Here is an 11,394-nt window from a genome sequence, read left to right as displayed (position 1 = left end):
AAAAATACCCTGACAGGGGATACCCTGACCAGCGGAAAAAGCATCAAAATTCCGGCACCGGCACCGTTGCCCCCGTGCATCTCCTTTGCCATTTCTCCCAAGTCCAAAAGCGATGAAGATAAAATCCACGAAGCCGTGCGTAAGATCCTTGAAGAGGATACCGGCCTTACCCTGCGCCGTGAAGAAGAGACGCGCCAGACCATTCTCTCCGGCCGCGGTCTGGTTCATATTGAAGTCACCGCAGAAAAAATCCAGCGTAAATTTAACGTGGGTATGGACATTGCTACACCCAAGGTGGCCTATCGTGAAACTTTCAAGAAAAAAGTAAGGGTCCAGGGCAAACATAAAAAGCAGTCCGGCGGCCATGGCCAGTACGGTGACTGCTGGATCGAACTTGAGCCCCTTCCCAAAGGATCTGGTTACGAGTTCGTGGATAAGATCGTGGGCGGCGTGATCCCTAAAAACTATATTCCTGCAGTTGAGGCAGGTATCCGGCAGGCCATGCACAAAGGTATTCTGGCGGGATTTCCCTGTGTGGATTTCCGTACCACATTGGATTTTGGTTCCTACCATGCAGTTGACTCTTCGGAAATGGCATTTAAAACGGCCGGCTCTCTGGCATTTAAAAACGCCGCAGCCCAGGCCAATGCCGTTTTACTTGAACCCATTATGAAGGTATCCGTCAAGGCGCCCGATGATGCCACAGGTGATATCATGGGTGATCTCAACTCCAGGCGCGGTCGGGTAGTCGGCATGGATTCCGAAGGTGACAAACAGATCATCAACGCACTGGTGCCCATGTCCGAGATGCTGCGGTACGCACCGGATTTAAGTTCCATGACCGGTGGTCGAGGCTCCTTTTCTATGGAATTTGAAGTCTATGATGAAGTACCGGCGGACCTGGCAAAAAAAATTATTGATCAGGTCAATGCTGAAAAAGAAGCCTAATACGTATATTTAATCCATTGGGTTCGACCTGGTGGTATGCGCTTAGTAAGCCTTTCGGATATATCATCCGAAAGGCTTACTTTTTTTGAATAGAGGGGAATAAAATAATCGGGCTAAAGCAGGCGGTTGTCTAATCCGCAACGGTCTGCGGCAGCCCGGTCCAGCATATGGGCAAGCGCTTTGGGTTTTCCCGGAAAAAAACCAAAGGTTTTCATCCACACCTCTTCATCTTCCATACAGAAATAGACGGCAACGTCTGGGGCAATCTGTCTGAACACGGCAGCAAGGCGCTGGTACATGGCGATGCGCAATGGTTTGAAATATCGCATTTTATTGTCGAGTCCTGTGATGAACTCTCCGTAGGGGATGGTTGACTCCGGAAAACGTGCTTCAATAATGGATTTCAAATGGGGCATGAACCTGAAAGTACCAATGGAAATCCATACAACATCTTTTGGGCGAACATGGTTAAAAATGGCTTCAATCACATTTTCATAAGCATTTTCGCATCCAGGATACAAAAAAATGGGATCAAAATGAAATGCCACCCGAAACCCCTTTGATACGGCTTTAGCCGCAGCCTTAAGCCGTGCGGCAAGACCGGCTGTACCCCGCTCCTGTGATGCAATCATTTCAGGGGTATTTACGGACCAGGACAGAATCGTTTTCCGGTTATGGTTCAGGTCAAGAAGCGTATCTATATTAACGGTTTTTGTCTTCAGTTCAAGAACCGCCCGATCCTGGGCTGCAAATTTTTCAACCAGAAATCTGGGCATGAGACTGACAGGTTCCCAGATCAGGGAGTCGGTGTACTCACCGGTGCCGATGCGAAAAATATTGTTCCCTTGAAAAATCGGGTCCAGTGCGGCAGTGTACTGGTCAAAGCCTGCAAAATACTGGAGCACGGGAGGGTGAAAATAGGCTTGCAGGATGCAGTAGGCGCAGTCCATGGTGCAATAGGTGCCGCAATGCAAGATGGTGTAATCACAGCAGGTGTAGTAGCTGGTGCCCGGGCACTGGCGGATCAAAGCGCCCTTGTTGCTGGTGATGTAAAGCACTTTTTTGGCAAAGCCCACGGGATCATCAGCCTGATTGATCAGGTCATATACAGGTCTTGAGTCCCCAACCTTCTCCGGTGTCGGTTTGACCCTTGAGATCAGGTACTCAATTTCCGGCGTCAGATTCAGATCTTTGTCTATGAATACCCGGGTTGGATTGATCATTTTATCTGTCTTTATCTATCCAGAAGGGATTTGAAGTCATGGTGGTCTGCAAGTTGCGCCAGGCGGTTGAGGCGTGTTTTAAACTCATCCATATTTTTAAATTCCATTTGCATGGCATAGACCAATCCCTCAAAATTTTCGGGAACCGCCAGTTGAAGTCCGGAATCCAGTTCAAGTGCTTTGATATGTTCTTGGGCCTGGTTCTTGGCTGCTGTGACCGCAGGAAAACGTCTTTGGGCAAGAAACGCCTTGAACTGCTTTCCAAGGGCACTCATATCCCTGTGCTCATCGCTCTCCTTACCTCCCAGGGGACTTTCCTGAATGAGGGTTGAAAGGCTCATTTTTTCAAGGGCGCAGATCTCCTTTGCCCATGCAATGATCTCCATCTGGATGCCCGAAGATACTTTGATCAGAGAAAAAAGATGCAAAAATTCAGTCATGCTTTCTGCATCCATAGATACAAGGCTTTTACATGCCTTAATGGATATCTTGCCCTCATCCATAAGATCGAGAACAGAATCAGGCATGGCATGGATACGCGCCAGCGTATTAATATACGCGGTATTCAGCGGCCTGTTGAAGATGGATGTAGCGTTTTTTGCGATACTTTCAGCATCCATGAAACGAAATAAAAGCGCTGTAGCGCGAACGAGTTCTGCAGGTGTCAGTTCCCTTGAAAACGCATTTTCAATTACAGCGGCCATGGCCGCAACCGATTTTTCTCCTGCAGGCATGACACGGCAGGTTATCCGGGACAATCCCGCATACCTGGCGGCTTCAATCCGCCGGAACCCGGACACCACACTGTATTTATCCGATCCGCACAACACCAGGGGCGCGACCATGATCCCATATTGGGAAATGGAAGCCGATAGATGTTCAATATCATGGTGTAGCCCTGTAATGCGAAACCCGGTGTCTGAAAGATCAATCTCAGAGACCGGGATATCAGTAACTGTTATTTCTGTCATGGATCAGATGGTTTTTCCGGTCAGCCGGGTAAAAATTTCCTTGTAGGTTTTACTGGTATTGTCAATGATTTCCTGGGGCAATTTGGGACCCGGCGGCGTTTTACCCCAACCCGAATTGGTCAGCCAGTCCCTTACAGTCTGTTTGTCAAAACTTTTCTGTCCCCTGCCGGGTGTGTAATCATCCAAGGGCCAGAATCTGGATGAATCCGGAGTCAGGATTTCATCAATAAGTATAATTTCACCATCAAGCAGACCAAACTCAAATTTTGTGTCGGCAATGATAATACCTTTTTCCAGGGCAAGTGCTGCACCGCGATTATAAATTTCAAGGCTCAGGTCACGCAATTTTTCTGCGGTTTCTTTCCCAAGAAGATTTGCAGCCTCATCAAAGCCGATATTGATGTCATGATCACCGATTTCAGCCTTGGTAGACGGGGTAAATAAAGGTGTCTCAAGCTTGTCGGACTCCTTGAGCCCCTGGGGCAACTTGATATTGCACACATGACCTTCAGATTGATAGGATTTCCACCCCGAGCCTGAAATATAGCCTCTGACAATGCACTCCACGGCCATGGGCTCAGCTTTTTTCACCAGCATGCTGCGCCCTTCAAGCTTGTCTTTGTATTTGTGAAACGCCACCGGATAATCATTTACATCCGTACTGATAATATGATTTTTAACGATGCTTTCCATCTGTTTGAACCAGAATACCGAGATCTGGTTCAATACCTTACCCTTGTCCGGAATGGCGTCAGGCAAGACCACGTCAAAGGCGGAAAGCCGGTCGGTTGTGACCATGAGCAGGGCATCGCCCGTATCAAAAATGTCCCTGACCTTTCCTTGTCTGATCAGCGGCAAACCTTCATATTCTGTTCCGGGTATAATGCTCAAGCGTTCCTCCTATCCTGACAATTTAATTTATTTAAAAATTTTGAAAATAAATTTATCATACAATGATTAATTTTACTATCAGACCGATAAAATTAACCTTAAAAATTATTTTTTCAAGGGCTGCACCTTTTTAAGGCAGTGCCTGAACGGAAAACCGTATTTGGACGAAACTTCGCCCAGACGCGAGGCGCAGATGGATGACTTTTCGTCCAAACACAAGATAATCAATTAGTAATATGCAACTATATCGCTTTAAATCAAAGTATGATAGTAATAAGGTTTAAGTTAATTAAAGTTAAAGGTTCCTAAATGGAAAATATTGTTGACCAAGAGAATCCGACAGTTACTAAAAAACTGACCAAGAAGGACTTTTTGGTACCCGCACGCAAAACCACGGCCAGCACGTCAAAAGCCCTGGTCAAATCAGATCCCATTCAAAGTTACCTTAATGAAATCAATAGATATAAACTTTTGACCCGGGAGCAGGAAATAGAGTTGGGCCGGCGGATTCAGGATGATAACGACCAGGAAGCCGCCTATATAATGACCACTTCCAACCTGCGCCTGGTGGTAAAGATTGCTTTGGAATTTCAACGCATCTGGATGCAGAATCTTCTTGATCTCATTCAGGAGGGCAATATTGGTCTTGTCCGGGCCGTAAAAAAATTTGACCCGTATAAAAATGTCAAATTTTCCTATTATGCATCATTTTGGATCAAGGCATATATCCTCAAATTCATCATGGACAATTGGCGAATGGTCAAAATTGGGACCACCCAGGGACAGCGCAAGCTTTTTTTCAGATTGAAAAAAGAGAAACAGATGCTCATTGAACAGGGGTTTGATCCCAAACCCAAGCTGTTATCCGAACGCCTGGGCGTGTCTGAACAGGAAGTGGTGGATATGGACCAGCGGCTTGCCAACTGGGATCTTTCTTTGGATGAACCGCTTAAAGATGATTCAAATACCGAGCGCATTGAATTTATTAACGTTGATTCGGATTCCTCCGAAGACCTCCTGGCAAAAAAAGAGATCGAAGATATCCTGTACACGAAGGTGGATGAGTTTAAAAAGACACTGAACGAACGCGAACTGGATATTTTCGATCGCAGAATTTTTTCAGATTCCCCCGAAACCCTTCAGGAAATAGGTGAAGTCTACAACATCTCAAGGGAACGGGTCCGGCAGATTGAAAACAACATCATAAAAAAAATGAAAGCATATTTTAAAAAAGATATGCCGGATTTTGACATGTATGACCATGACCAGTAATATTCGTATTCCAAGAGTTTAAAAAGGCATTCCGTTAATGAAACACCTTACCGTGTGTATCCTGGCCTTGGCTTCAGCCTTAAGCTTTTTTTCTGTTTCAGGCTGTATCAAGGAATCGGGAGCTCCTATCCTGGGACAAGCGGACAGCGAAAATGTTGCCGACCAGGAGAGTGATTTCCAGGCGTCATACTACTATCTTATGGCGCGGCTCTACGAGATTAAAAATGAAACTGATCTGGCGCAAAAAGCTCTGGAAAAGGCCATTGCAAAAGATCCGGACTCCTCTTTTCTGCAGCGCGAATATATCATCTGCTTGCAGAAACAAGAAAAGTCAGGCCAGGCCATGGCGCTTGCCCAGCTTTTGGCAGAACAATATCCTGATGATGTGGAAAACCTTCTTCTGCTTGCCCGGCTGAAAAAAGGGGATGAGAAGGACATGACCATCCTGCTGGAACGGATACTTGAGCTTGAGCCAGAAGATAAAGAAACCTTTTTACGGTTGGGAAAAGTGTATATGGATGAGGGCATGACCCTGAAAGCCATGAATCTGTTTTCCCGTATGGCAAGCATATTTCCCGACTATTATGTTGCCTATTTCTACCTGGGAGAGACCCAGCGGATAGCCGGCAACCCTGAAGCGGCTAAGAGGTCTTACCTTAAAACCCTTGAACTTGAGCCTGATCTTATAGAACCCAGCTTCCGGCTGGTAGATGTGTATAAAACCATGGGTGAAGAAAAAAATAAGGCAGAAATCATAAAGGTTCTCAAGCAGGTTCTTAGTGTAGACGCCGGAGAGGAAAGGGCACTGATAGAGCTTGGTCTGTTATATTTTAACGCCAAGGATTATCAAAACGCAGATGATATGTTTGCCGTACTTGCTCGGGAAGTCCGAAAGAATACAGATTTGGTATTAAATATTGCCCAGATCCTGATGCCCGAGGATAGATACCAGGATGCTGTTACGGTTTTGTCCCAGATCGGGAAAGCACTCCCCGGGAACGCCAACATCAATTTTTTCCTGGGGATGGCTTATGAAGGATTAGAAAAACCGGACAAGGCCATTGAATGTTATCTTAAAGTCACGCCCGATCATCCCCAGTATAAAAAAACAATTTTAAGTATTGCTTTTCTCTACAGGGACATGAACCGCACAGTAGATGCAATTCAATTTCTGGAACAGCACCACAGACAAAGTCCGGCAGACATTGACATCACCTCTTACCTGGCCTCATTTTACCAGGAAAACAACAGTCATGACATTGCCGTCACCATGCTGCAGGGTGCATTAAAAGAGGCTCCCCAAAATACGGAGTTACTGTTCAAGCTTGGTGTTGTTCTGGATGCTGCAGGACAGCGACGGAAAAGCATTGAAACCATGAAAAACATTATAAGACTCGATCCCGAGCATGCATCAGCTCTCAATTACCTGGGTTATACCTATGCAGAAATGGGCATTCATCTTGATCAAGCTCTGAAACTGGTACAACGGGCCCTTGAGATCCGACCGGAAGACGGCTATATCATGGATAGTCTGGGGTGGGTATATTTTAAAAAACAGGCGTATGACAAGGCTATTTTTTACCTTGAGAAAGCTGTTGAGCTATCTGAATATGAAACCGTCATTGCCGCCCACCTGGCAGATGCCTACCTTAAAACAGGACAGCGGGAAAAGGCGATTGCCATGTATAAAAAAGCCCTTGATAATGCCAAACCGGATCATGAAAAAGAGATCAGGGAAATCAAGGAAAAACTTAAAAATTTGGAAAATCCCGTACAATGATACCAGCATATCTGAGTTTCAGGCAAGTGAAAGATCTTGATCTTTGGCGTTCCAGCGTCGGCGTTGTTACGATATTGCTTTTTACTGTCATATTCACAGGACCCGGGTGCGTCCTGCTTGGACTTCAATCCGGTAAACAGACAGACACCCATGCCGAAGATATCATAAACCGCATCCAGGCGTTCAATGCACAGATTTCCACATCCAAGGGCACAGGCGAATTGACCCTAATCCAGGGGGGGCGTAAAGAAAAATATAAAATTATCTGGGCGGCCCAGTCGCCCAACCGCCTGCGCATGACCCTGCTTATGTCAGGTCATCCTGTTGAAACCATTGCCTCGACCGGCCAGTGGGTCACCTTTGCCTCCCACACCGGTGCTCACGAGCCCCATTCAGCTGCATCTAAAGACCCGGATCTTGATCCTTACATCAATATCCCCTTGCGTCTGTCTGAACTGGTCAGCCTTCTTCTTGGAAAGGTGCCGAAACGACCCTTTGACCGGGCCTGGATTCTTCCTGAAAAGCCGAATACTGTTTTTGCCTCACAATCATTCTCTTCAGAAATTCAGGAATGTTTAATGAACGAAACCGGAATACCCACCAGGTATCGGGTGCTCGATAAAAAAATGAATCTCATTTTGGGAATATGGTATTCTCAATTTTTCAAACGCGATAATTTCATTCTGCCCGGTGTCATAACCATAAAAGACGGGGACCAAAGAATCATGAAGATTGCTTTGAACGATATTATGCCCAATATTCATATAAAAGAATCCGTATTCAGGTTGACAGGATCATGAAAATGAACATATTTAGACGGTGTTATTATTACCAAACCTCATAAGGAGACAAATATAAATTATGATTCACAAAAACGTTGACCAGGCCAAAAAAGCAAGCAGCTGTTCATCCAAGACCCCCCAGAATGACGCTGACAAACAACGGATGGAAATGGAAGCAATGATCAAGGACAATCTGGCCAGAATCAAACATAAAATTTTTGTTCTGTCCGGCAAAGGCGGTGTGGGCAAAAGCTCCGTATCAGCAAATCTTGCAGCAACCCTTGCAAAAAAAGGATATAAAACAGGGCTTATGGATGTGGATGTGCATGGGCCTTCCATTGCCCAGATGTTCAACATAACGGAACTTTTAGATATTGCCCCCGATACCAAGCAGCTATTGCCCAAACGGATCAACGAAAACCTCACGGTGGTCAGTGTTCAGGCGTTGATGCAGGACAAGGACCAGGCCGTTATATGGAGAGGCCCTGCAAAAACCGGGATTATCAAGCAGTTTGTAGGTTCCGTTGCCTGGGGAAACTTGGACTTTCTGGTCATTGACGCCCCTCCGGGTACAGGCGATGAACCGCTCACCGTTGTACAGACCATTCCTGATGCCAGGGGCATCATCGTGACCACCCCCCAGGAAGTGGCCCTTGCAGACGTCCGCAAATCCATCTCATTTTGTAAAACCGTAAAAATGGAAACCCTTGGTATAATTGAAAACATGGCCGGATATACCTGTCCCCACTGCAATAAGCATATTGATCTTTTTAAAAGCGGCGGCGGAGAAAAAACCGCCAAGGCACAGGGCTTAAATTTCCTAGGGTCCATCCCCTTTGACACCCGCGTCGTGGAATCCGGAGATGACGGCGTGCCCGTGATGATGTATGAGGCGCCCGGTCCCTTTAAAGACGCATTTGAAAAGGTGGTGGAAAATATCCTCAAACAGCTTGAGGTATGATTAATTGACTTTGGACAAAACACCCCGGGCACTGAAAGCCGGCCTTGAACAAAGGGAATCCCAAATCCTCGGCATCCGGGCCTGTTTTTCCAAAAATGCTCTCCGGCGGTATTCGGAGCCAAGATCTGAGACCGAATACCGCCTTGCTTTTTCTGCAGACGCGGACCGTATCCTCAACTCTTTGGCCTACACCCGTTACAGTGATAAAACCCAGGTTTTTTCCCTGATCAATAATGACCATCTTACCCACCGGGTTCTGCATGTACAGATGCTTTCCCGGGTGGCAAGAACCATTGGCCGGTATCTTGGACTGAACACCGATCTTATTGAAGCGGCAGCCATGGGACATGATATCGGTCATACACCCTTCGGTCATGACGGTGAACGTTTTCTCTCCCGCCTTACCCAGGCAGCTGGGGCTGGTCAGTTCCACCATAACCTTCAAAGCATGCAGTTTTTAGATGTCATTGAGAGAAACGGCAAAGGCTGGAATTTGACCCTCCAGACCCTGGACGCCATTGTCTGCCACAACGGAGAGGTCCATGCAAGGACGCTTACCCCGGCACCGCCAAGAAATTTTGCAGATCTGGATAGGATCGTCAGACAAATTCAGGCGGGCACCACGGATGATGTACTGCCCATGACCATGGAAGGGTGCGTGGTCCGCATCGCCGACACGGTATCCTATATCGGAAGGGACTTTGAGGACGCTGTCCGCCTAAATATTGTGACCCGGGACCAGTTTCCCGGGACCTGCCGTGAACGTTTAGGGGCGACCCAGGGCACCATTGTTTTTAATCTGGTCACGGACTTGATCAACACAAGCATTGACCAGGATTTTATAGGCTTTTCCCCAAGAGTGGCGGATGCCCTAAAAGAATTAAAGCAGTTCAACTACCAATTTATTTACAAAAATCCCCTAATAAAACGACATCTCACAGGCATTGAAGATATTTTCAAATGTTTGTTTGACAGATACATGAACGACCTGATTAAAGCAGATGGGTCTTCCGTTATTTATTCCCGGTTTCTCAACGGCATGGATGACAGCTACCGTTTGAACCACACCCATGCCGAAATTGCCCGGGATTTCATTGCCGGAATGACCGATTCCTATTTTATCCGCCAGGCCCCGGAGCATTTACGCCCTGTTCCCATTGACTGGGTGTAGCGGCAGAACACCTTAAATGCCAATGTTTGAAAACCGCAAAATATACCGCGTTTGCCACCAAAAACAGGGGCTTGTCAACTTTAATGTAACCGTAAAGGAAACCAACCTCAATATCCAGGCTGATTCGAATCTCAGTGAACAGGCTGTACGGTCTATTCTGAAGCATCGCCAGTACATTGAAAATCACATCGCGCGTTGTCCAAGGTTTGCCGACAGCCTGACGCCGTTGCCCGATCCGGGGATCGCGCCTAAAATCATTTCTGAAATGACCATGGCGGCAAAAACGGCCGGTGTCGGCCCCATGGCAGCCGTGGCAGGGGCTGTGGCCCAGAGTGTGGGAAGGGATCTGCTTCAATGGTCTTCAAATCTCCTTGTGGAAAACGGCGGCGATATTTTTATAAAATCAGATACCCATACCATATTCACCATTTATGCCGGATCATCACCCTTGAGCATGAAAACCGGTATTAAAGTGGGCCGGCGCCCCGTGTCGTTTGCCATGTGCACCTCCTCTGGCACCGTGGGCCACTCCAAAAGTTTTGGCAAGGCCGATGCCGTTTCAGTACTGGCAGATTGCTGTGCCCTGGCCGATGCTGCGGCCACAGCAATTTGCAATCTGGTCCAGACGCCCAAAGACATTGAAAAGGCCATTGCCGCAGGCAGAGGCATGACCGGGGTCCAGGGCCTTGTCATTATTTCAGGAAAACATATTGGGCTGTGGGGGGGGCTGGAACTGGTCAAATTATGAAAACAAATATTACACCACCCCGTTGGCTTCAAGCACCTTAAGCACTTCGGGAAAATCAATGCCAAGGCGTTTGACGGTTGCAACGGTAGGGATCCCGTTGGAATTCCAGCCCCGACGTGTGTATACTGCGTCTTTAAGCAGTTCGTACTGTTCTTCACGCTTACTTCGCAGGGCCGCCACTTTAGCCTGGGTATCCATGGCGGTAATATCCATCCCATAGGTCTCCTTCAACTGTGTGTCGTACCGCTCGGCCCGCGATTCGTACTCTTCATTGGTCACAGGACCCATTGCACGGTAGGGTACTGTGTCATGCTCCCGGGTGCCGTATCCCATCTTAAGATTAAAAATCCGCTGGAAGTTGTATACGGCTTCACTCATAGTGATCAGGTCGTCCGGGCCGACTTTTCTGCCGGTAACCGCAGAGAAAAAATCCGCATACCAGGCCACATGTTTAATCACCTTGGCCGGCTCGGCAGTCTCTTTGTTGTCCTCGGGGACAATATCATTCCACGGCAATTTGCACAGACCGCACAGACCAAACCAGGTTCTGAGCATGGGGAACCAGTGCAGGGCTTCGGCCTTATTTTCAAAGGTGGGTATGAAGTTGTGAACCATGTCCAGAAAAATCAGCCAGGCCTCGTCATGCT

10 protein-coding genes and 1 pseudogene are annotated in these 11,394 nt (G+C 47.2%); 7 read left to right on the top strand and 4 right to left on the bottom strand.

Translation table 11 applies throughout. The features are described from left to right. A pseudogene (gene fusA / locus B3D59_RS11685) lies at positions 1 to 948 on the top strand (elongation factor G); the annotation flags it as partial. Between the two features lie 113 nt (positions 949 to 1,061). Here fusA and B3D59_RS11680 read toward each other — a convergent pair. Genes B3D59_RS11680 through B3D59_RS11670 form a run of 3 tightly spaced genes read right to left on the bottom strand, consistent with a single transcriptional unit; the run spans position 1,062 to position 4,033 of the window. Beyond that, positions 1,062 to 2,171: a spore photoproduct lyase family protein gene (locus tag B3D59_RS11680; RefSeq protein WP_286819918.1), complete on the bottom strand. Its 1,110-nt coding sequence runs from the start codon at positions 2,169 to 2,171 to the stop codon at positions 1,062 to 1,064. Positions 2,172 to 2,182: 11 nt separating this feature from the next. After that, a complete protein-coding gene (locus B3D59_RS11675; protein WP_286819917.1) occupies positions 2,183 to 3,142 on the bottom strand; it encodes a ParB/RepB/Spo0J family partition protein in 960 nt (319 codons plus the stop codon). Positions 3,143 to 3,145: 3 nt separating this feature from the next. After that, complete coding sequence (locus tag B3D59_RS11670) at positions 3,146 to 4,033, bottom strand: phosphoribosylaminoimidazolesuccinocarboxamide synthase (RefSeq protein ID WP_286819916.1); 888 nt, start codon at positions 4,031 to 4,033, stop codon at positions 3,146 to 3,148. Positions 4,034 to 4,342: 309 nt separating this feature from the next. Between B3D59_RS11670 and B3D59_RS11665 the strand changes: the two genes are divergently transcribed. The 6 genes from B3D59_RS11665 (at position 4,343) to B3D59_RS11640 (ending at position 10,747) form a co-directional block, all read left to right on the top strand. Further along, positions 4,343 to 5,305: a sigma-70 family RNA polymerase sigma factor gene (locus tag B3D59_RS11665; protein ID WP_286819915.1), complete on the top strand. Its 963-nt coding sequence runs from the start codon at positions 4,343 to 4,345 to the stop codon at positions 5,303 to 5,305. A gap of 37 nt (positions 5,306 to 5,342) precedes the next feature. Further along, positions 5,343 to 7,085 carry a tetratricopeptide repeat protein gene (locus B3D59_RS11660; protein ID WP_286819912.1) on the top strand — a complete coding sequence of 581 codons (1,743 nt, stop codon included), beginning with the start codon at positions 5,343 to 5,345 and terminating at the stop codon, positions 7,083 to 7,085. After that, positions 7,082 to 7,885, top strand: coding sequence for a hypothetical protein (locus B3D59_RS11655; protein WP_286819911.1), 804 nt, complete (start codon positions 7,082 to 7,084; stop codon positions 7,883 to 7,885). The genes B3D59_RS11660 and B3D59_RS11655 overlap by 4 nt, the downstream gene beginning before the upstream one ends. A gap of 61 nt (positions 7,886 to 7,946) precedes the next feature. Further along, the gene (locus B3D59_RS11650) at positions 7,947 to 8,828 is read left to right on the top strand and encodes an Mrp/NBP35 family ATP-binding protein (RefSeq protein ID WP_286819910.1); all 882 of its coding nucleotides are present in this window, start codon (positions 7,947 to 7,949) and stop codon (positions 8,826 to 8,828) included. Positions 8,829 to 8,832: 4 nt separating this feature from the next. Beyond that, positions 8,833 to 9,999 (top strand): deoxyguanosinetriphosphate triphosphohydrolase family protein, encoded by a 1,167-nt coding sequence (locus tag B3D59_RS11645; RefSeq protein WP_286819909.1) that lies wholly within the window; start codon positions 8,833 to 8,835, stop codon positions 9,997 to 9,999. A gap of 16 nt (positions 10,000 to 10,015) precedes the next feature. Next, a complete protein-coding gene (locus B3D59_RS11640) occupies positions 10,016 to 10,747 on the top strand; it encodes a UPF0280 family protein (RefSeq protein WP_349676890.1) in 732 nt (243 codons plus the stop codon). 9 nt (positions 10,748 to 10,756) lie between these two features. Here the strand turns inward: B3D59_RS11640 and B3D59_RS11635 are convergent. Continuing rightward, the coding region (locus tag B3D59_RS11635) for an aldehyde ferredoxin oxidoreductase C-terminal domain-containing protein (protein ID WP_286819908.1) at positions 10,757 to 11,394 on the bottom strand (638 nt) is incomplete at its 5' end.

It is taken from the genome of Desulfobacter sp. UBA2225, from assembly GCF_002348205.1.
GTDB classification, from domain to species: domain Bacteria; phylum Desulfobacterota; class Desulfobacteria; order Desulfobacterales; family Desulfobacteraceae; genus Desulfobacter; species Desulfobacter postgatei.
This window is presented reverse-complemented; position numbering and strand designations above follow the sequence as displayed.

Excerpts from the sequence above, each read along its gene's own strand:
- B3D59_RS11680 (WP_286819918.1), bottom strand. The coding sequence starts at position 2,171 with ATGATCAATCCAACCCGGGTATTCATAGACAAAGATCTGAATCTGACG.
- B3D59_RS11675 (WP_286819917.1), bottom strand. The coding sequence starts at position 3,142 with ATGACAGAAATAACAGTTACTGATATCCCGGTCTCTGAGATTGATCTT.
- B3D59_RS11665 (WP_286819915.1), top strand. The coding sequence starts at position 4,343 with ATGGAAAATATTGTTGACCAAGAGAATCCGACAGTTACTAAAAAACTG.
- B3D59_RS11660 (WP_286819912.1), top strand. The coding sequence starts at position 5,343 with ATGAAACACCTTACCGTGTGTATCCTGGCCTTGGCTTCAGCCTTAAGC.
- B3D59_RS11655 (WP_286819911.1), top strand. The coding sequence starts at position 7,082 with ATGATACCAGCATATCTGAGTTTCAGGCAAGTGAAAGATCTTGATCTT.
- B3D59_RS11650 (WP_286819910.1), top strand. The coding sequence starts at position 7,947 with ATGATTCACAAAAACGTTGACCAGGCCAAAAAAGCAAGCAGCTGTTCA.
- B3D59_RS11640 (WP_349676890.1), top strand. The coding sequence starts at position 10,016 with ATGCCAATGTTTGAAAACCGCAAAATATACCGCGTTTGCCACCAAAAA.